The organism is Burkholderia sp. SCN-KJ (assembly GCF_024656005.1).
GTDB lineage: Bacteria > Pseudomonadota > Gammaproteobacteria > Burkholderiales > Burkholderiaceae > Burkholderia.
This window is the reverse complement of the sequence record NZ_JANKOG010000001.1, coordinates 334,556-356,238: the sequence shown is the minus strand read 5'-3', so window position 1 is coordinate 356,238 and position 21,683 is coordinate 334,556. Positions and strand designations below refer to the sequence as shown.

Annotated in this window: 14 protein-coding genes; 7 read left to right on the top strand and 7 right to left on the bottom strand. The window is 62.9% G+C overall.

Annotation, left to right across the window (positions count from 1 at the left end; translation table 11 throughout):
- Positions 1-27 precede the first annotated feature (27 nt).
- Positions 28-843 carry a sulfotransferase gene (locus tag NQV17_RS01690; protein ID WP_257768206.1) on the bottom strand — a complete coding sequence of 272 codons (816 nt, stop codon included), beginning with the start codon at positions 841-843 and terminating at the stop codon, positions 28-30.
- A 269-nt stretch (positions 844-1,112) separates the two neighbouring features.
- Between NQV17_RS01690 and NQV17_RS01685 the strand changes: the two genes are divergently transcribed.
- Positions 1,113-2,504: an ABC transporter ATP-binding protein gene (locus tag NQV17_RS01685; RefSeq protein WP_257768801.1), complete on the top strand. Its 1,392-nt coding sequence runs from the start codon at positions 1,113-1,115 to the stop codon at positions 2,502-2,504.
- Positions 2,505-2,517: 13 nt separating this feature from the next.
- Entirely contained in the window at positions 2,518-7,638 is a 5,121-nt protein-coding gene (locus NQV17_RS01680; RefSeq protein WP_257768204.1) for a glycoside hydrolase family 99-like domain-containing protein, read from the top strand.
- 144 nt (positions 7,639-7,782) lie between these two features.
- Here NQV17_RS01680 and NQV17_RS01675 read toward each other — a convergent pair whose 3' ends face one another.
- On the bottom strand, positions 7,783-8,895 hold the full coding sequence (locus NQV17_RS01675) for an acyltransferase (RefSeq protein ID WP_257768202.1): 1,113 nt from the start codon (positions 8,893-8,895) through the stop codon (positions 7,783-7,785).
- Between the two features lie 881 nt (positions 8,896-9,776).
- On the opposite strand from NQV17_RS01675, the gene NQV17_RS01665 reads away from it, so the two are divergent.
- Genes NQV17_RS01665 through NQV17_RS01650 form a run of 4 tightly spaced genes read left to right on the top strand, consistent with a single transcriptional unit; the run spans position 9,777 to position 14,502 of the window.
- Entirely contained in the window at positions 9,777-10,622 is an 846-nt protein-coding gene (locus NQV17_RS01665) for a glycosyltransferase (protein WP_257768200.1), read from the top strand.
- Positions 10,619-11,584 carry an SDR family oxidoreductase gene (locus NQV17_RS01660; protein WP_257768198.1) on the top strand — a complete coding sequence of 322 codons (966 nt, stop codon included), beginning with the start codon at positions 10,619-10,621 and terminating at the stop codon, positions 11,582-11,584. The genes NQV17_RS01665 and NQV17_RS01660 overlap by 4 nt, the downstream gene beginning before the upstream one ends.
- Positions 11,585-11,589: 5 nt before the next feature.
- Positions 11,590-12,606, top strand: coding sequence for a glycosyltransferase family 4 protein (locus tag NQV17_RS01655; protein WP_257768197.1), 1,017 nt, complete (start codon positions 11,590-11,592; stop codon positions 12,604-12,606).
- A 12-nt stretch (positions 12,607-12,618) separates the two neighbouring features.
- Complete coding sequence (locus NQV17_RS01650) at positions 12,619-14,502, top strand: nucleoside-diphosphate sugar epimerase/dehydratase (protein ID WP_257768195.1); 1,884 nt, start codon at positions 12,619-12,621, stop codon at positions 14,500-14,502.
- A gap of 82 nt (positions 14,503-14,584) precedes the next feature.
- On the opposite strand, the gene NQV17_RS01645 is transcribed toward NQV17_RS01650, so the two are convergent.
- From NQV17_RS01645 to NQV17_RS01625, 5 genes are read right to left on the bottom strand one after another with little or no spacing between them, the layout of a single operon-like run.
- Positions 14,585-15,691, bottom strand: a complete 1,107-nt coding sequence (locus NQV17_RS01645; RefSeq protein WP_257768193.1) for a glycosyltransferase — start codon at positions 15,689-15,691, stop codon at positions 14,585-14,587.
- A gap of 27 nt (positions 15,692-15,718) precedes the next feature.
- Complete coding sequence (galE, locus tag NQV17_RS01640) at positions 15,719-16,741, bottom strand: UDP-glucose 4-epimerase GalE (RefSeq protein ID WP_044846276.1); 1,023 nt, start codon at positions 16,739-16,741, stop codon at positions 15,719-15,721.
- 14 nt (positions 16,742-16,755) lie between these two features.
- On the bottom strand, positions 16,756-17,892 hold the full coding sequence (locus NQV17_RS01635) for a glycosyltransferase family 4 protein (protein ID WP_257768191.1): 1,137 nt from the start codon (positions 17,890-17,892) through the stop codon (positions 16,756-16,758).
- 43 nt (positions 17,893-17,935) lie between these two features.
- Positions 17,936-18,760 (bottom strand): glycosyltransferase, encoded by an 825-nt coding sequence (locus tag NQV17_RS01630; RefSeq protein WP_257768190.1) that lies wholly within the window; start codon positions 18,758-18,760, stop codon positions 17,936-17,938.
- Positions 18,757-20,013, bottom strand: a complete 1,257-nt coding sequence (locus NQV17_RS01625) for an oligosaccharide flippase family protein (protein WP_257768188.1) — start codon at positions 20,011-20,013, stop codon at positions 18,757-18,759. Before NQV17_RS01625 ends, NQV17_RS01630 begins: the two co-directional genes overlap by 4 nt.
- 242 nt (positions 20,014-20,255) lie before the next feature.
- On the opposite strand from NQV17_RS01625, the gene NQV17_RS01620 reads away from it, so the two are divergent.
- Complete coding sequence (locus NQV17_RS01620; protein WP_257768186.1) at positions 20,256-21,650, top strand: phosphomannomutase/phosphoglucomutase; 1,395 nt, start codon at positions 20,256-20,258, stop codon at positions 21,648-21,650.
- Positions 21,651-21,683 lie beyond the last annotated feature (33 nt).

Below are 21,683 nucleotides of genomic sequence, written 5' to 3'. Positions count from 1 at the left end.
TCGGCACGCTCGGGCGTGCCGAATGCATCACTGGTAACCAAATGTGTGCAGGGCCTCGCGCGCACTGTATTCGCAATGCGCGATGATTTCTGGCGACAACTGGCCTTTCCACGAAGTGATCCGCTCGGGAAGGAACGGCTGCGCGAGGTTGAGGTGGCTCGGATTCGTGCGCAGTTCGGGGCCGCGTCGGCTGGCATCCAGCATCGACTCCTGGAACGGAACGTCGAGGAATCGCGTGAGTCGCTCGGTAGTAGCCGCCGGTTGCAACACGAAATCCTCATATCGGATGAGCGCGTAGTTCGGGCGATCCTTGAGCACGTGATACAGATGCAAATTTGTGTAACTCCAGATGCGCGGAAAATACTCATCGATGCCGGCAGGTGCCCAATCGACGTTCAGCAGCGATGCAACGGACCCGCGGACGTCGCGAATGATGTGAACGAACTTGATCGGGGCGTCGAGCAGGCCGGACTGTTCGAGCTTGCGGATCGACAGCAGGTCGTCCGGAGACTTGTCACCGCATTCCCGTTTGCCGAGCCGGTTCGCGAGTTCGCGATACAGGGCCTGAAGCGCGTCGGCGAGCGTCGGTGCGGCCGACTTGATCACCTTGCGGATGTCGTTTTCGGTGAAATGTTGTCCGAAAACGACGGGAAAGTCATCGGATGCGATCAGCGAATGCGCGATGACGTCGGCAGCCTTCTCCCAATTCGAGATGCTTCCCGCGATGTGGGCGCTCGTACTGATCAACGTCGTTTGCATCGGGATGAACAAGTCGGGGTGGAGGTTGAGCGTCTCTTTAAGCAGCGTCGTGCCGGAACGGGGTGAGCCGAAGATAATGAACATGTCGGGAGGAGGGGCTTTGCTGTTGCTGGGGCGGGGCACATGCTGTCGGATGCTGTCGCGGCGCCCACGCACCGATTATTGCAGATCGAAGAGGGTGAGGCTGTTACGTCCTGTTACCAACGAAACCGATGGCGCTGCCTGCGACGGGATATCCGGCGTCGATGCCCGTCAGCTGCGGGCGGTTTGTTAAAATGGCACGTTGCGCCCGGCTCGTTGGGCTGGGTAATTTGCAGTGGTGCGCGGATCGCGCCTTCGACGAAAGGGCTTCAATGTCACAGCAGATTGTCATTCGCGCATCGGGAGTGGCAAAAGGATTTCATTCATACGATTTGCCTGCGAATCGCCTCAAGCAAGCGGCGTTCAGCATGGCGAGCCGTATGCTACCGAGCCGCAAGGGGCGCGGTTACGCGCGGGCGAAATCGGACGCTTATGCCGATGTTTTCTGGGCGTTGGATGATGTCAGTTTCGAGGTCGCCAAGGGCGAAACGATCGGGATCATCGGCAGAAATGGTTCCGGAAAGAGTACGCTATTGCAGATCGTCTGCCAGACGCTTTCGCCGACCCGGGGTTCGATCGATACGGTGGGTAGGGTGGCCGCCTTGCTCGAACTCGGCTCGGGGTTCGATCTCGAATATACGGGGCGCGAGAACATTTATCTGAACGCGCAGCTTCACGGGCTCTCGCGTCGCCAGATCGATGAGCGGCTCGACAGGATCATCGAATTCGCTGATATCGGCGAATTTATCGATCAGCCGGTGAAGACGTATTCGAGCGGCATGTTCGTGCGGCTTGCATTTGCGGTCATCGCGCACGTGGATGCCGATATCCTTGTCGTAGACGAAGCGCTGGCGGTCGGTGACGCCTTCTTCAATCAGAAGTGTATGCGGTTCATGGACCAGTTTCGAAAGACTGGCACGATTCTGTTTGTCAGTCACGATACGTCGACCGTCAAGAAGCTGTGCTCGCGCGTCATTTGGATCGACAAGGGCAAGGTCAAGCGCGAAGGGGATCCGGAGGCGGTGTGCGAGGCATACCTGGACGCCTATTTCGACGCCGCGCCCCCAGTTGAGGCGACGCCTGCGCCGAAGCGCGTGTCAGGCCCGCGTGGCACTGAGGCGCAAACCGATACACGACTGTCGACAATCAACTTTACGCGCTTTCGTAACGACATCGAATTGCTTCGGTTCGATCCCCATGCCGCCTCGTTCGGCAGTGGTGCGGCGCGCATTGTCAATGTCGAGTTCATCGATGATGACGCAAATGTGCCGCTCGCGTGGGCGGTGGGTGGGGAGTGCGTCACGCTGCAGGTGACCGCCGCTATTCACGATGACGTGCGCGCGCCCATCGTCGGATTTTTTTTCAACGATCACCTTGGCCAACCGTTGTTCGGGGAAAACACTTACCTGACTTGCAAAGGCGAGAACTCATCATGTCGCGCCGGCGATACGCTGGTGGCTCGCTTCTCGTTTACGATGCCGCTTTTGCCGATCGGCGAGTATGCGCTCAACGTGGCGATCGCGGACGGAACCCAGCAAAACCATGTGCAACTGCACTGGATTCATGACGCATTGCCGATTCGCGTGCATTCGTCGAGTATTGAACATCACCTCCTTGCAGTGCCAATGCTGCGCGTAGGCGTTTCCGCTTCGTCCGTCGCGTAGCACCCAGATTACTATGGCCAACGAATATTTGAAGATTTCCGAGCACGCGTCGTCATCGCCGAGCCGCGATTCCGAAACGACGTCAGATCTGAACGACGATCTTGTCTGGGATGGTGAACGCTATATTCCCGGCATGTCGGCTCAGATCGAAGTGGAGCACATGCATCGGTATCTCGTTGCGCGCAAGCTCGCGTCGGGGCTGCGTGTGCTTGACATCGCGTGTGGTGAAGGGTACGGGTCATTTGCGCTGTCTCGAACCGCGGCGTCTGTCGTAGGTGTCGACATCAGTGACGACGCGATTCATCACGCGCAATCCGCGTATGGTCGAGCGGCGGATAACCTGACGTTCGTCGTCGGATCAGCCGCTGAGATCCCGCTGGCCGATGCAAGCGTCGACATGGTTGTGAGCTTCGAAACGATCGAACATCACGATCAGCACGAGGCGATGATGCGTGAGATCAAGCGGGTACTGCGCCCCGACGGTTTCGTCATCATTTCAAGTCCGAACAAGTACGAGTACTCCGATGTACCGGGCTACTCGAACCCGTGGCATGTCAAGGAACTCTATCTGGACGAGTTCGAGTCTCTCTTGCGTTCGCAGTTCTCGCAAGTGGCGCTTTACGGCCAGCGAGTGATGACGGGGTCAGTGCTCGCTGCGCTCGAGTTGCGCGAAGCGCCCATGCGTACGTTGCAACGGGACGATATGACGGGCGACGAAGAGTATGCAGGTATTGCTCGACCGCTCTACTTCGTTGCGCTGGCATCGGACGTCAAGCTTCCAAGTCTCGACGTGACGATGTACGAAGTTGCCAACGTGGCCGGCGAGGCGATTTCGAAGACCCAGAGTGGCCGAGTCGAATGTAAGGTGTACTGGCAGACGGATACGGACGAGTCGTGGTCCGAGCGCCATGCCATCGGGTGTTATGTGCTCGCGGACGGAAACGAGCGTGTCGCGCATCTTGAATTGCGCGAGCCGGCAACGGCGCTCAACGTACGGAAGTTGCGTGTCGACGTGACCGATCGCCCTGGCGTTGTCGATCTGGCCGATGTCGAGCTCGTCGATCCGGACGGGCGCGTTCTTTGGACGTTGCGCAGCGATCTAGCCGGGAAACCGGAGGTGTCGGGCGCGTTCGTCCTTGACGGCGGTTGGCCGATAAAGCTCGTCGTCCCGGGCGACGATCCGTGGTTTGAGTTGCCGGCGCCGGATCATGTATTGCAAAAACTGACGAACGGTTGCGCGTTGTTGCTTCGCCTTTCGGTGCGCGCGGAGGCTGATGCGATCGCGGAACTTGCGATCCGATCGGACGAACAGTTGAAGAAACTGAAAACGCATATTAGCGGAGCGATACAGGAAAGTGGTATTGGGGAAGCCGTCGGCGACACGGTGACGTCCGGGAATGCCGTCGGCGAGGTCGGTATCGACGACGCGCTGAGGGGGCTTGCGCGTATGACGGATCGCATCGAGACGGAACGGGTTATCCGCGAACGTCTCGAGACGGAACTCGACGAGAAAAAAAAATGCGCAGCGGTTCTGTCGGAAAATGTGCTCGGCCTCGAGCGCGAACGCGAGCGAATTTCGAGCGAACACCATCGCGTCGTTGGCGAACTGCGGCGGCGCGGCGAGCTTTTCCGAACCGCCGCCGCTGATGCCGATGCGCGCCTAAGACAACGCGATGAATACATCAATGCGCTGTTTGCCAGCACGTCGTGGCGCATCACGAAGCCGCTTCGCTTTGCAAAGCGCTTGACGATCGGGGGCGCCGAGCGTGCTGCGGCGATCCGCTCGGCGGGCAAGATGCTCTATCGGCGACTCCCGGTTCCTCATTTCTTCAAGCGAAAGGTAAAGGGTCTCTTTTTCAGGGTGTTTCCGGGCGTGTTTGGGCATACCCGCGCGTATCAGGACTGGGCGGCGCTGCGTAGCCGGTTGCGTGGCGAGGCCGCAGCCGTGCCGGTCCAGGAGCATGCTGCTGCAGCGTCGGCGTCATCGTTCGTTGAGCCTGAACCGAAGGCTGACGAAGTGAATCTTGCGGCGCCGCTTCTGCCGGTCATGGCGGTCAGCCCGTCGCAGGACTATCAGTCATTTCCGCCGACGGCGCCGCGAAAGGTGCCAGTGAAGGCTATCGCCTTCTACTTGCCGCAATTCCATCCGTTCCCGGAGAACGACGAATGGTGGGGGCGCGGCTTCACCGAGTGGACGAACGTAACGCGTGCCGTGCCCCAGTTCGCTGGGCATTATCAACCGCACTTGCCCGGCGAACTCGGCTTCTACGATCTCCGGATCCCCGACGTGCAACGCCGTCAGGTTGAACTCGCGAAAGCGGCAGGGTTGGGCGGGTTCTGCTTCTACTTCTACTGGTTTGGCGGCAAGCGCTTGATGGAAGCTCCGATACGCCAGTATCTTGAACATCGTGAATTCGACCTGCCGTTTTGCCTGTGCTGGGCGAACGAGAACTGGACGCGTCGCTGGGACGGCCTGGATCAGGAACTGCTGATTTCGCAGCATCATTCGCCCGAGGACGATCTCGCGTTTATCGAGCATGTCGCTCAGTACATGCGCGACGCCCGTTATATTCGCATCGACGGCCGCCCGCTGCTGCTGGTGTATCGTCCGAATCTGCTTCCCGATGCCCTCGCCACCGTTGCACGATGGCGCGAGTGGGCTAGAGCAAATGGTCTCGGGGAACTGTATCTCGCCTATACGCAGTCGTTCGAAAGGGTGGACCCGCGTGAATACGGGTTCGATGCGGCCATCGAATTCCCGCCGAACAACAGTCAACCGCCGTCGAAGGCAGACAGCGTTACGTTGATCAATGAAGGTTACGCCGGCCATATCCTGGACTGGACGCATTATCTGGAGCGCAGCCGATCGTATCAGGATGCCGAGTACCGCTTGTTCCGCGGGGTGACGCCATCGTGGGACAACGAGGCTCGCAAGCCTGGGCGCGGAACCGTATTTGTCGGCTCGACACCGAAGTTGTACGAGGAGTGGCTATGCAACGCAGCTACTGATACCGTGCGGCGGATCGGGAACCCGGATGAACGTCTTGTCTTCATCAATGCGTGGAACGAGTGGGCAGAGGGGGCACACCTCGAACCGGATCGTCGGTACGGCTATGCCTGGCTGCAAGCCACTAACAATGCACTTTCGCGTGCAAGTGCGGCTGGCAGTGCGCGTCGTATCCTGGTCGTGTCTCACGATGCTTACGCGCACGGCGCACAGTTTTTGGCGCTCAATCTGGTCAAGACGCTGGCTGTGGAGTTCGGTGTCGACGTGGAGACCGTGTTGCTTGGCGACGGGCCGCTGAAGTCGGAGTTCGAGCGTTGGGGGGCCGTTCACGACCTGACCGGTGTCGATCCCGAGGGTGAAGCGGCTCAGGCGCTGATCGACAAGCTGGTACAGCGAGGTTTCAGCGCTGCGATCTGCAATACGACCGTATCGGGGCTGTTTGCAGGAGCTTTGTCGCGCGCAGGCGTGAATTGCATCGCGCTCGTCCACGAACTTCAGGGCATGTTGGCCAAGTACGGGCTCGAACGCCACGCGGCGGAGATATCGCGGCACGCGGAGGCAGTCGTTTTTCCCGCAGAAATGGTGCAGCGCTCGTTCACGGCGTTCTCCGCCCTCGACGAGCAGCAGATTCGCGTGCGTCCGCAAGGGCTGTACAAACGCAATCAGATGCGAGGCGATGTCGCGCGCGCGCGTTCCGCGTTGCGCGAACGTCTCCATCTCCCGGGCGACGCGAAGATCGTGCTAGGCATGGGTTATGCCGACTTCCGAAAGGGGGTCGACCTGTATGCACAGGCGGCAGCGAACCTCACCGATCGAGACGATACCTATTTCGTGTGGGTAGGCCATTGGGAGAGCGAAGCAAAGGCCGCGGCTGATGAGATCGTTTCGAAACACGGTCTGCAACACAAGGTTGTGTTCACAGGGCTCGATGTCGATACCGATCTTTATTATGCCGGCGCGGATGTGCTCGCGTTGACGTCGCGTGAGGATCCGTTTCCGTCCGTTGTGCTCGAGGCGTTGGAAGTGGGGGTGCCTGTCGTTGCGTTCGACGGAGCGAGCGGCAGTTGCGAATTGCTGAAGCGAGGCGGCGGTGTGGTTGTCCCGTTCGAAGATGTTGGCGCTTTCGCTGCCGCGCTGCGCAATCTGATCGCGTCTCCGAAGCTTGCGCAGGACCTCGGTTCGAAGGGAGCACGAATCGTGGCGGACGAATTTTCGTTCCGCCACTACGTGTATGACCTCCTCGATATGTTGAACTGCGGATTCAAGCGCGTCTCTGTCGTTGTTCCCAACTATAACTACGAACGCTATATCGGCGAGAGGTTAGATTCGATCCTCAAACAGACGTATCCGATCTATGAACTGATCGTGCTTGACGACAATTCGTCGGATCGGAGCGTGCCCGTGATTCGTGAGCACTTGGCAAATCAGAGCGTTGACAATCGCCTGTTCGTGAATAGTGCGAACTCGGGGTCGGTGTTTGCCCAATGGAAACGAGGCGTCGAATTCGCGAGAGGCGATTTCGTGTGGATTGCCGAAGCGGATGATTTGTCGCAGCCGGAGTTTCTCGCGACCGTCGTAAGCGGGTTCGACGATGAGCAAACAGTGCTGAGTTACTGCGAATCGAAGCAGATGGGTGAAACGGGCGAGATCATCTGCGAGCACTATCGCGACTACGTAGCGGACATCTCCGCCGCGAAATGGACGAAGGCGTATATCGACGACGGCGAGCGGGAAATATCCGAAGCGCTTGCCGTCAAGAACACCATCCCCAACGTCAGCGCGGTCGTGTTCCGGCGGGGGATACTCAAGGATGTGCTTGAGCGCCACTTCGAGGGCATTCGACAGTTCCGTGTCGCGGGCGACTGGATGGTGTATCTGCGGGTGATGGATTGCGGTAGGGTCGCGTTCGTTCCCGAGTCGCTGAACCTTCATCGCCGGCACGCCGCCAGCGTAACTATCGGCGGCGATGCGGAGGCGCTGCTCAAGGAGATTCGAACGGTTCAGCTATGGGTGCGCCGGCATCATATGGTCGATGCTTCCATCGTCGAAATCGCGGATCGATATGCGCAGGAGCTTTGTTCCCAGTTCGATGTGGATCCATGCGTGATTGATGAGGTGAAGGAGTAGCGCGGCTCATAAAGAGGGGGCGGGTGCGCGCCCCTTTTTCCCGGCGCCGAAGTTCCAGCGATGTCGCGATGCGGCGCCGGACATGACGGCGCCTGGAATTTGTCCCTGGATGCGGCGAGTGGCCATGCTGCCGATAGCGTGGACTTATGTCGCCAGATTACTTGTGCGCCGGCGCTGAATCGCTCTGATGGCTGCCTTGCCGAGGTTGTTGCCTGGAGTTTCGACGAAACGGTAGGTGAGCCACGATAGCAAGGTAACCACCGCCAGCGCTGTCGCGATAGACAGGAAGTATGCGACCGTCACATATGCAAAGTGCGAATAAATGACGGTGAACAGCTTCGACATGAGGAAGATTGTCGTAGCGTGGCTCAAGTAGACGGAGTAGCTGATCTTGCCGTAAAAGCGCGTAACGCGATTGACCAGGATTACCGGGGCCCTGATTGCGAGACCGATCAACAGCGTACCGTAGATGATAGCCTGGAGCGTGAGTCCGTCGAGCATGTCGATCTGGACGAGCCCGTATGCCAATCCGAGCAGAGCGGCAATGGCGGCGGTCGTCAGCAACTCGCCTGCGCCGTAGCGTCGGACGCGTTCGACGTCAAGGAGCCTGTATGCGTGATAGGCGACGATGCCCAACGCGAATGTCGGCAAATGATGCAGGAGGCTAAAGTTGTAATAAGTCGCCGCGGTGGCTTGGTCCGCGACAAAGTGGGGTACCATGGCATGCCACAGCGCACGTATTAGCAGCGTACAGAAGTAAAAGGCTAGCGCCTGTCCGATATTACCTGCGCGTTGAAAGATTGCAGGGAAGAAAATATAAAAAAGCATTTCGACGCCGAGCGTCCAGCTTGCCCATACAAAACCTTGCTCGTGGCCTGGAGATAGATTAAATACGAAGAAAACGCTCCGGATAATTTCCGAAAAGGGATGCGTTGCATCGAAAATGATCTTGTCCCGGATGCAATACAAAATGATCCAGACATAAAACAGGGGTGCGATGCGAAAAAAACGCCGCAAATAGTAATTGAGCAGCGGCGTTGCTTCATCCTGTCGACGCGCATCCATCGACAGGCAGAGTGTGAATGCGCTGACCACGAAGAACAGGGTTACCCCCGATCCCCCCAGCCCGGTAAAGGGCGCAATCCAGAGCGGCGCCGCCGCCTGAGGTGTCGTGATCGGGGTGAAGTGATAAAGCAGGACGTACAGCGCAGCAAGACCGCGTAACGCGTCGATAAAGCCAAGCTTTGAAGGAGGCATTTTTCGGTTCGGGAGAGGAAGCGACTGGCATCATAGCACCGCCGCTCCAAGGCCTCCAGCGCCCGTGGCTTACCGTGCGCTGATTCCAAGAGAGACATTCCGGGATGCGAGAATACTGTGCGCGAAGCGTGGAGTTGGCCGTGGCCACCTCGAACAGGCCGTACCGAATCCGACCCTTGCGAAGGATCGATGCAGTCATCCTCTGCGATCACATTCGAGTGAGGATGAAGTGGTATTGTTTGATTTTGTAAATACTAAAATCATAAAGTAATGGCATTCGGCATTATGTATTAACTGATGGATTTTTCGTTGCGTTTTATGGCTGGGGTACGCCGGTCGCGGAGGTATGCCGCTAAATGGGAATTGGCGACCCGAGGTGAAATATGGTGGCTGTCGACTTCGGAACTGCGCCGGCTCACGCAGCCTGAAGACGAGAACGCGAAGCCCGAGCGGCTCGTGGCCGATTTATCGTTGGCGGGAGGATATGCCGCAGAACGTGCTGTCAAAAAATGTATGGTCCGAAGCCTTGTCGGCGCCGTGAGCGGGTCACGGACTAGTCGCATCCGAGAGCCGGGCTTTCACTTCCGGCTTGCCGCCGCGGACCAAACTCGGACTCGATCACGATGTCCGAACGAATGAGGGTATCATCCAAGCCGACAACGACGGGGCTGTCTTGCATCGAACCTGCGCCTGCGGGCGGCGGTGGTGAGCGATGGCTATCCAGTTGCCGATCCTCGCGGCAAGTGGGACTTTGGCAGCAGTGGACGACAAGCATCTGGGCATACTTGCCCGATTCAGCAAAACTCAGCAAACTCACAAATTTTCGTGACAGGCAACCAACGTTTGATAGTGCTGCTCAGCATTCGCGGGGCCGTATACACATGAATGACGCTATCGTGTCACCGAAGTCGCTCGGTAGCTTGTCGATATCCATAGTTGTTTATCGTCCCGATCAGGCGGCGCTGATGCAGACACTCGGCAGCGTCGGCGCGGCGTGCGGACGATTGCGAACGATCTGGCCCGGGATGTCGATCGAATTATTCATGGTCGACAATGGCGGCCTGGAAACCATGCCAGCGGTGAAAGCCAGGCTGGAATCCCTCGGCGTGCCGTACCGGGTGCTGACGGGGCACGGTAACGTCGGCTATGGTCGCGGACATAACCTTGCGATCACTCAGGTCACAAGTCGTCACCATCTGATATTGAATCCGGATATCGATCTCGATACGGCGGCACTAGCTGCTGCTTGCGATTTCTTCGAGGCGAATCCGGAGCTCGGCTTGCTGACGCCGTGGATAGGTGATGACGCAGGCGGGCAACAGTATCTGTGTCGGCGCTATCCGTCGGCGATCGACTTGTTCGCGCGCGGCTTTCTGCCCGCACGCTTGCGCCGTTTTTTTGCGCAGCGCCTCGCCCGCTACGAGATGCGCGACGTGATCAACGACCGCGATATCGTCTGGGATCCGCCCATCGTCAGCGGCTGCTTCATGCTGTTTCGCACTGAAGTCCTGAAGAAACTCGGCGGCTTCGATCCTCGCTACTTCCTGTACTTCGAAGACTACGATCTCAGCCTGCGCACGCACGACGTCGCCCGGGTCGCCTACGTTCCGTCGGTTCGCGTGATCCATCATGGTGGCGGCGCATCGCGCAAGGGCTTCGCGCATATCCGGATGTTCGCCGCGTCGGCCTTCAAGTTCTACAACCGTTTCGGCTGGAGGCTGTGGTGAGCCGTCTCGTCGTGACCGGTGCAAACGGCTTCGTCGGTCGCGCGGTCTGCCGCCGCGCGCTGGACGCTGGGCATACCGTTACCGCCCTGGTAAGGCGCGCGGGTGGATGCATCGCCGGCGTACGCGAATGGGTGCACGACGCTGCCGATTTCGAAGGCGTGGATACAGGCTGGCCAGCCGATCTGGTCGCTGACTGTGTGATCCACCTCGCGGCCCGTGTGCATGTGATGCGCGACGAATCGCCCGATCCCGACGCCGCGTTCGACGCGACCAACGTCGCCGGCTCCCTGCGTCTCGCCGAGGCGGCGCGCCACCACGGCGTGCGCCGCATCGTCTACGCGAGCAGCATCAAGGCAGTTGGTGAGAGCGATGGCGGGGCGCCGTTGTCGGAAGCCGCGCGTCCCGATCCGCAGGATGCGTACGGCCGCTCGAAGCTGCGCGCGGAGCAGCAGCTTGCGCAGTTCGGTGCGTCGAACGGGCTTGACGTCGTGGTCGTTCGGCCACCGCTGGTCTACGGTCCGGCGGTCCGCGCCAACTTCCTGCGGATGATGGACGCGGTTGCGCGCGGGATGCCGCTGCCGCTCGGTTCCATCCCGGCGCGACGCAGCATCGTCTACGTCGACAACCTTGCCGACGCACTGCTGCAATGCGCGATCGATCCGCGCGCGGCCGGCGAGTGCTTCCACGTCGCCGACGACGACGCGCCGTCGGTCACGAACCTGTTGCGCCTGGTCGGCGACGCGCTTGGCAAGCCGGCGCGCCTGATTGCAGTCCCTTCCGCCGTGCTGCGAGCGCTCGGCGCACTGACCGGCCGCCGCGCGGCGATCGACCGCCTGACCGGCAGCCTCCAACTCGATACGGGCCGGATCACGCGCGTGCTCGGCTGGCATCCGCCCTATACGACCCGCCAGGGCCTCGATGCGACCGCCGCATGGTATCGTTCACGCGATACACAACAATAGTCGACATGCATTTCCCGATTTCCACATGGCCTGCCGCGGTCGTGGTGGCGCTGGTCGCCGCCATCGCATCGACGGCCGTCCTGCGCATGCTGCTCGCGACCGGCCTCGCATGGCGCCTCGCCACCGACATTCCGAACGACCGTTCGCTCCATACGCTGCCGACGCCACGGGTCGGCGGATGGGGCATCGTGCCGGTATGCATCGTTGCGCTCCTGGCGCTGGCGCCGCGACTGTGGCTCATCGCCGCCGCCGCCGCAGGGCTGGCCGCGATGTCGCAGATCGACGACCGGCGCGGCCTTCCGGCACGCGTGCGGTTCTCGGCACATCTCGCGGCGGTCGTCGCGCTGATCGTCGTCTTTCCTGCCGCCGCACCTTGGTGGTTGCTCGCCGCCGTGGGCTTCGCGATGGTCTGGCTGACGAACCTGTACAACTTCATGGACGGCGCCGACGGCCTCGCGGGCGGCATGGCGCTGTTCGGCTTCGGCGCGTATGCGGTCGCGGCGCTGACCGGCCCGATGCCGTCACCGGATCTGGCCGTGGCCGGCTCGGCTGTCGCCGGCGCCGCGCTCGGCTTTCTGCTGCTGAATTTCCATCCGGCCCGGCTGTTTCTCGGGGATGCGGGTTCGATTCCGCTCGGATTCCTTGCCGGTGCGCTTGGCTATTGGGGCTGGCGGGCCGGCGTCTGGCCGATCTGGTTCCCGGCGCTGGTGTTCGCTCCCTTTATCGCCGACGCATCTGTAACACTTTTGAGACGTCTGTTACGTGGCGAAAAGTTCTGGCAGGCGCACCGGGAGCATTATTATCAAAGAATGGTCCGGGCGGGCGTAGGTCACCGCCGGACCGCTCTTTATTGGTACCTCATCATGCTCGCAGGCATAATCGTCGCCGTGTGGGCAAAGGGCCGCCCGGAACTGCAGCAGTGGCTGTCGTTCTTCGCGTGGTACGGCGTCCTGGCATGTATCGGACTGGTAATCGACATGCGCTGGCGCCGGTTTCAGTCGGCCGCCGAAAATAACTCTTGAGGTTTCCCGCCGATGTTGCGATCCAAAGCATCATGGCTTTCGCTGAGCGCTTTCCTGTTTGACCTGACGGCGGTTACCGCCGCATGGTTGTTCGCCTATCTCGTCCGATTCAACGGCAGTGTTCCGTCAGATTTCATGGGCGGCGCGCTGATGGCGCTCGTCTGGGTGCTGCCCGTCTACGCGCTGATGTTCCACGTGTTCGGCCTGTACCGCGGCCTGTGGGTGTTCGCGAGCCTCCCCGACCTGATGCGTATCTCGAAGGCGGTGGCGGGCGGCGGCGTGATCGTGATGATCGGCGCCGTGATGTTCCAGCCGTCGCCGATCATCCCGCGCTCGGTGTTGCTCGTGTCGCCGCTGATGCTGTTCCTCGCGATGGGCGGCGCCCGCGCGCTGTACCGCGCAACGAAGGAGTTCTACCTGTACGGCGGGCTCGTCGGGCAGGGCAAGCCGGTGCTCGTGCTCGGCGCCGGCACGGCCGGCGCGAGCCTCGCGCGCGAACTGTCGCGGTCGGGAGAGTGGCGTCTGGTGGGCCTCCTCGACGACGAGCCGACCAAGCAGGGGCGCGAGATCTACGGCTACAAGGTGCTCGGCTCGTTCAACGACCTGAAGCACTGGACCGATGCGATGAAGGTCGAATACGCGATCATCGCGATTCCGTCGGCATCCGTTGAAACACAGCGCCGCGTTGCGACATTGTGCGTGCGCGCCGGCGTGAAGGCGATGGTGCTGCCGTCGCTGACCGCGCTGATGCCGGGGCAGGGGTTCCTGTCCCAGGTGCGCAATATCGATCTCGAGGACTTGCTCGGACGCGATGCCGTCACGATCGACACGCCGCACGTCGAGGCGCTGCTGCGCGGCCGCGTCGTGATGGTAACCGGCGCGGGCGGTTCGATCGGCTCCGAGCTGTGCCGGCAGATCCTCCGCTTCAAGCCGGCGCAACTGGTCGCATTCGATCTCTCCGAATATGCGATGTACCGGCTCGCCGAGGAACTGCGCGAGCGCTTCCCCGACCAGCCCGTCGTGCCGATCATCGGCGATGCGAAGGATTCGCTGCTGCTCGACCAGGTGATGTCGCGCTATGCGCCGCATATCGTTTTCCACGCGGCCGCATACAAGCACGTGCCGCTGATGGAGGAGCACAACGCGTGGCAGGCGCTGCGCAACAACGTGCTGGGCACCTATCGCGTCGCCCGCTCGGCGATCCGCCACAACGTGCGCCATTTCGTGCTGATTTCGACCGACAAGGCCGTCAATCCGACCAATGTGATGGGCGCGAGCAAGCGGCTCGCCGAGATGGCGTGCCAGGCGTTGCAGCAGACGAGCGAAGGCACGCAGTTCGAGACGGTGCGTTTCGGCAACGTGCTCGGCAGCGCCGGCAGCGTGATCCCGAAGTTCCAGCAGCAGATCGCGAAGGGCGGCCCGGTGACGGTCACGCATCCCGAGATCACGCGCTTCTTCATGACGATTCCGGAAGCGTCGCAACTCGTGCTGCAGGCGTCGAGCATGGGGCACGGCGGCGAGATCTTCATTCTCGACATGGGCGAGCCGGTCAAGATCGTCGATCTCGCGCGCGATCTGATCCGTCTCTACGGCTTCTCGGAAGGGCAGATCCGGATCGAATTCACGGGGCTGCGTCCCGGCGAGAAACTCTACGAGGAACTGCTCGCGGACGACGAGACGACCACGCGCACGCCGCATCCGAAGCTGCGGATTGCACGTGCGCGGGAAGTGCCGGACCATCTGCTCGACGAGTTGTTGCCGTGGCTGATGCAGCACCGCGTGCTGAGCGACGACGAGGTGCGTCGGGATCTGCGGCGCTGGGTGCCGGAATATCAGACGACCGTCGCCCCGGTGCTTCAGAGCGTGCCAAAGGCGCGAGCCGTATCGAACGAATGAGCCCTCGCGGACGCCGCCCACGCTGGCCCCGAGCATGAAAAAAGCGCCCTGCGAGGCGCTTTTTTCGTTTTGGGTGCCGGACTCACTGCCCGCGCCTCTCCTTCCTCACCACCATCCACCGCGGCGCCTTGAACCTGACGATGCTGAGATAAAGCCACACATACGTCAGCGCGAACAGCACGACAAAAACGAACAGGTGCACCGTGTGCCGCCAGAACAGCGTCGCGGGTATCACCGCAACGAGGCACAGCAGCCAAAGATAAGGCGACGTCAGCGAATTGCGCCGCGTGAGGTCGTGCGCATGCTTCGTCCCGACGGCCCAGCGCATCAGCCGCTTGTACACGAGCATATGAAGATGCACGCCGTCCGGAATCCCCGGCGACATCCCGCGGATGAACTTCTTCCGGTAGATCGAGAAACACGTCTCGAAGATCGGATACATGAACAGCAGCACCGGATACCACGCCGACACTTCGCGATTGCGCATCACGAGCATGATCGCGAGTTCGGCGAGCATGAAGCCGATGAAATACGCGCCGCCGTCGCCGAGGAAGATCAGCCCCGCGGGGAAATTCCACAGGAAGAAGCCGAGCACGGCGCCCATCATGATGATCGACGCCGACATCACGACCGGGTCGTTGACATGGAACGCGACATAGGCAAGCGACGCGAACATCATGAAGCTGACCATCGACGCGAGTCCGTTGAAGCCGTCGATGATGTTGATCGCGTTGGCCAGCGCCGCGACCGCGAGCACCGTGATGAACGCCGAGATGGCCACGTAGCCGAGCAGGAAGTCGAGCGGCGGAACGCTGATCCGCTTGACCGCGATGCCCAGCAGCCAGAACGCCAGCGCGGCCGCGCCCATCGTGCAGAGCAGCCGCGCGCGCGGCGACACGCGCTTGGTCAGGTCCTCGACGAGGCCCGACAGGAACGCCGGCATCCCGCACGCGACGATCCCGAGAATGCTGCCGGCGATCGTCGGATAGCGCCGCGACACGAGTAGCGCGGCCACGACGACCCCGGCGAGGATCCCGATGCCCCCGACGCGCGGCACCGGCCGCACGTGGAATTTCTGCACGCCGGCCAGGTCGCTGTCGACCGAGAATTTCTCGTGCAGATGCGCATAGCGCACGATGAACAACGTGACGAGCAGGGAGACGATGAAGCCGGACGCGAAGCTGAGCATGGGATCGCTCGAAAAATGGACAGCGGATTATACAAAACCGCGCGGGTTCCCCTCCTGCCATTTCCAGTGGTCGGCGCACATCTCGTCGATCCCGAGCGTCGCGCGCCAGCCGATGAGGTCGGCCGCGGCCTGCGGATTCGCGTAGCACTCGGCGATGTCGCCCGGGCGGCGCGCGACGAGTTCGTACGGCACCGGGCGGCCCGACGCCTTCTCGAACGCGCGCACGACTTCCAGCACGCTGTAGCCCTGGCCCGTGCCGAGGTTCACGACGAAGCTCGCATCGCGCTTCGCGAGCGCGTCGAGCGCGGCGATGTGCCCCTTCGCGAGATCGACGACGTGGATGTAGTCGCGCACGCCGGTGCCGTCCGGCGTCGGGTAGTCGGAGCCGAACACGCGCAGCTTCTCGAGCTTGCCGACCGCGACCTGCGCGACGTACGGCATCAGGTTGTTCGGGATGCCGGCCGGATCCTCGCCGATCAGCCCGCTCGCATGCGCGCCGACCGGGTTGAAGTAGCGCAGCGTCGCGATGCGCCACGACGGGTCCGATACCTCGAGATCGCGCAGGACCTGCTCGGCGATCAGCTTCGACTGGCCGTACGGGTTGGTGGCCGACAACGGGAACGATTCGTCGATCGGCGAGCGCTCCGGCACGCCGTACACGGTCGCCGACGAGCTGAACACGAACTGCCGCACGTTGCGCTCGCGCATGATCTTGAGCACCGAGAGCAGCCCGCCGAGGTTGTTCTGGTAGTACTCGAGCGGCTTCGCGACCGATTCGCCGACCGCCTTGAGCGCCGCGAAATGGATCGTGCCCGTGATCGGATGCGCGTCGAACACCTTCGCGAGCGCGGCTTCGTCGCACACGTCGACCTGGTGGAACGCGGGCGTCCTGCCGGTGATCCGCTCGATGCGCCGGACGGACTCGGCCTTGCTGTTGACGAGGTTGTCGACGATCACGACATCGTAGCCGTTGTCGAGCAGCTCGACGGCCGTGTGCGAGCCGATATAGCCCGCACCGCCGGTAACGAGGATGGTGCCTTTAGCGGTCATGCTGATGCGCTCCTTCAGAGTGTGATGCCGGTCAATGTATGAATGGTCTGCCGGTAGCGTTCGACGACCTGCTGCTCGTCGAATTCCGCGCTCACCTTGCGGCGGCCGCGCGCGCCCATCGCGTCGCGTCCGGCGGTCCCGAGTTCGATCATGCGGAGCAGCTGCTCCGCGAGGCTCGCACTGTCGCGCACGCGGCACAGGAAGCCGGTTTCGCCGTCGGCGACGACGTCGCGGCAACCCGGCACGTCGGTCGCGACGATCGGGCGGCCCATCGCGGACGCCTCCATCAGCGTGCGCGGCACGCCCTCGCGGTACGACGGCAGCACGACGCAGTCGGCGGCCGCGATGTGCGGGCGCACGTCGTGCGCCTCGCCGAGATACTCGACGACACCTTCGCCGACCCACGCGTCGACGTCCGCGCGGCCGATCGCGCTCGGATTGTCGACGCCGAGCGGCCCGAGCAGCTGGAAGCGCGCATCCGGGTAGCGATCCCGCACGACGCGCGCGGCCTCGACGTATTCGCGCACGCCCTTGTCCCACAGCAGCCGGCCGATCAGGATGAACACCGGGCCACGGCCGGCGGGCAGCGGCACCGGCGCGAACTGGTCGAGATCGACGCCTTCGCCGTGCAGCAGCCGCGCGCGCTCGGGGTGCGCGAGCAGCTGCTCGTCGGTGAAGGTCGCGAGATCGTCGCGGTTCAGGAACCAGACTTCACGCGGGAAGCGGAACGCGAACCGGTACAGGCGCTTCGCGACGCTCGCCGCACGGCTTTTCTGGATGAACACATAGCCGAGCCCGGTGGTGACGGCGATCGACGGCACGCGCGCGAGCCACGCGGCGATCGACCCGTATATGTTCGGCTTGATCGTGTAATGGAACACGAGATCGGGCTGGAGCGCGCGGTAATGGCGCACCAGCGCGGCAAGCGTGCCGAGATCCTCGCGCGGGCTCGTGCCTTTCGACGCGACGGCGAGCGCGACGTAGCGGCAACCCATCTGCTCGAGCAACGGCACCGTGCGGTCGTGCGGCGCGATCACGATGACCTCGGCGCCGCGCGCGACGAGCGCACGGATCAGCCCGTGGCGGTACGTGTAGATCGCCCAGGCCGTGTTGCAGACGAGCGCGATGCGCAGCGAGGAGGTAGCGGACATGAAAAAAAGCAAAAAATAAAGCGTCGAAAATGCCGGAGGCGGGCTACGCGGACGGCCGCGCCGCGAACAGCGTCTGCTTGATCCGCTGCAGCGTACGGTACGGCGTCACGAAATGCAGCAGGTTCTTGGCGAGGCCGGCCCAGTCGTACGGGTTCAGCACGTTGAAGTGCTGCAGCAGCAGCGATAGCGTCGATATCAGCTGGCGGCGGCGCTTGGTCGCGCTGATCCCGCCCTCGTTGAGCTCGTAGTAGAGGCCGAGCTCGGGCAGGTTCGCGCAATCGTAGCGTTGCATTAACCGTAAAAAAAGATCGAGATCCTCGGCCGCGCGATACTTCGCGCGGTAATTGCCGACTTCGCGCACGGCGTCGATGCGCAGCATGACCGACGGATGCACGAGCGGCGAGCGCAGGAAGCGCGTGCGGCGCAGCGTGCGCGGGTCGGCGGGCGGGGTCAGCATGAAGCGCGGCTCGCCGGCACGCGACACGACCTGGGTCCACATGCCGACGCAGGCCACGCGCGGGTGCGCATCGAGATACGCACGCTGCTTCGCGAGGCGCCGCGGCGCGGCGAGGTCGCCGGCGTCGATGCGGGCCGCAAAGCGGAAGCCGCGCGCGGCGAGCGCGTCGATGCCGGCCTCGAGCGCGCGCTCGATGCCGCCGTTGCGCGGCATGCGCAGCACCTCGACCGCAAGGCCGGGCAGGTCGGGCGCCACGATCGGCGGCGTGCTGCCGTCATCGACGATCAGCACGTGCACCGGCGCGTCCTCGCGAAACGATGCGAGGGTGCGAACGACGTCGTCGTGGCCGTTGTAGGCCGGCATCAGCACGGCCACGTCGTCGAGCGGGGGCGGGCAATCGGGAGACGTCATGGGCGAAGCTTGAAACGAATGTAATAAAAATTAACGGCGGCGGCGGCGAGATAGCCGGCCGCCAGCCCGACGAGCGCGCCGTACAGGCCGAGCCGGGGGATGGCGAACACGTTGACGAGCGCGGCGATCGCGAGCGCGAGCACCCATTTCGCCAGCAACACGAATTTTGCTTGATATTTGAGAACGATAAGATTGCCTATCGCCTCGATGCCGGCCGGCACGGACAGCCAGACCGCCCAGCGGAAGATGTCGACCGATGCCTCGTAGCCGTGGCCGAACACCTTGCCGACGATGAGCGGCGCGGCCGCGTCCAGCACCAGCGCGCCGGCCGTCATCAGGCCGGCGGTCATTGCGATCAGCCGGACGATGTTGCGGCGCAGCCGCGCGACGTCCTGCACGCGGTACACGAACGCGGGCGCGATGGTCTGCGCGAGCATCAGCGCGAGCGTGATCCAGTTCTCGTTGAGCTGCTGTGCCGCCGAGTAGCGGCCGAGGTCGGCGAACGACACGTGACGCTCGAGCATCAGGCGATCGAGCTTCAGGAACAGGTACATGCAGATCAGGCCGAGCCAGAACACGGTGCCGGCGGTGGCAAAGTGCCTGAACAGCGGTTTGTCGAACGTCCAGCCGAGCGCGCCGCCGTTACGATGGCGGAAGTAGAGCAGCAGCGCGAAGCCGATCACGGCGGCCTCGAGCGCCCACAGCCACGCGAAGCGGGCAGGGCCGGCGGCCGCGCGGACCAGCAGCCAGACGAGCAGCGCCTTCGCCAGCGCGGTGAGCATGCTGGTGACGAGCTGCGGCTTGCTGTAGGTCAGGCTCTGCAGCCACGCGTTGATCACGCCGACGAACGGCTCGCGGAACACCATCGTGACCGCGAGGCCCGCGAGCATCGCGCCGACGAGCGGGTCGAACGCGCCGGCACCGATCGCGATCCAGGTCGCGACGAGTGCGACGGCGGACACGCCGATGCGCAGCACGAAGGCGCTGCCGAGCACCGCGCCGAGTTGCGCGGGCGGGCGCTGGACGATGGTCGGAACCAGGATTTCGGCGCCGCACACCCAGGTGAGCGGCGCCAGTACGAGGAGAAGCGTATTCGCATACTGCCATTTGCCGAACACGTCCGGCCCGAAATAACGGGCCAGAAGCCCGCTGATCGCGATCGCGACGCCGATCTGCGTGAGCCGTTCGAGCCCCAGCCAGACGAGATTCGCGACGGCCTTCGCGACGTCCGGGTTGCCGAATCGCTTCAGCATGCGGGGCAGCCGCGCGAGCGGGAGGCGGCCGGCAGGGCGCCCGAAGGCGGCGGGTTGGCGGCGGCGGAGCGGCTAGGCATTAAAATGGACAAAATACGCGTCATCAAAACCCGCGATTATAAGTGGGATCGGGGCCGCTCCAGCCGTCCCGTTCCTTGTTCCGCAAGGCCCGCATGTACGATGGCCGGCATGCGCGAAAGGCGGCCAGACTATTTTCCATGCACGCAACCCAGAGAGAATCGATGATCTCCCAATCCATCTTCAAGGCATATGACATTCGCGGTGTGGTCGGCAAGACGCTCGATGCCGACACGGCGCGCGCGATCGGCCGGGCCTTCGGCAGCGAAGTGCGCGCCCAGGGCGGCGACGCGGTCGTCGTCGCGCGCGACGGCCGCCTGTCGGGGCCCGAGCTCGTCGGCGCACTCGCCGATGGCCTGCGTGCGGCAGGTGTCGACGTCGTCGACGTCGGCATGGTGCCCACGCCGGTCGGCTATTTCGCGGCGAGCGTGCCGCTCGCACTGAAGGGCGGCGAGCGCCGCGTCGATTCGTGCATCGTCGTCACCGGCAGCCACAACCCGCCCGACTACAACGGCTTCAAGATGGTGCTGCGCGGCGCGGCGATCTACGGCGAGCAGATCCAGGCGCTGTACCGCCGCATCGTCGACGAGCGCTATGAAACGGGCAGCGGCTCGTACGAGGCCCTCGACGTCGCCGATCAGTACATCGCGCGCATCGTTGGCGACATCAAGCTCGCGCGCCCGCTGAAGCTCGTCGTCGACGCCGGCAACGGCGTCGCGGGCCCGCTCGCGACGCGGCTGTTCAAGGCGCTCGGCTGCACGCTCGTCGAGCGCTTCACCGACATCGACGGCACGTTCCCGAACCATCACCCCGATCCCGCGCACCCGGAAAACCTGCAGGACGTGATCCAGGCGCTGAAGGACACCGACGCCGAACTCGGCTTCGCGTTCGACGGCGACGGCGACCGCCTCGGCGTCGTCACGAAGGACGGCCAGATCATCTTCCCGGACCGCCAGCTGATGCTGTTCGCGGAGGAAGTGCTGTCGCGCAACCCGGGCGCGCAGATCATCTACGACGTGAAGTGCACGCGCCATCTCGCGCAGTGGGTGAAGGCGAAGGGCGGCGAGCCGCTGATGTGGAAGACGGGCCATTCGCTCGTGAAGGCGAAGCTGCGCGAGACGGGCGCGCCGCTCGCGGGCGAGATGAGCGGCCACGTGTTCTTCAAGGATCGCTGGTACGGCTTCGACGACGGTCTCTACACGGGCGCGCGCCTGCTCGAGATCCTCGCGAAGACGGCCGATCCGAGCGCGCTGCTCAACGGCCTGCCGGACGCGATGAGCACGCCGGAACTGCAGCTGTGGCTCGACGAAGGCGAGAACTTCCGCCTGATCGAGAAGCTGCAGAAGGAAGCGAAGTTCGACGGTGCCGACGAAGTCGTGACGATCGACGGCCTGCGCGTCGAGTACCCGGACGGCTTCGGCCTCGCGCGTTCGTCGAACACGACGCCGGTCGTCGTGATGCGCTTCGAATCGGAGACGCAGGAAGGGCTCGCGCGCATTCAGGCGGATTTCCGCCGTGTGCTGACGGCCGCGAAACCGGACGTCAAGCTGCCGTTCTGAGCGCAGGCGGCCTGCGGGCCGCTGCCGGCGCGA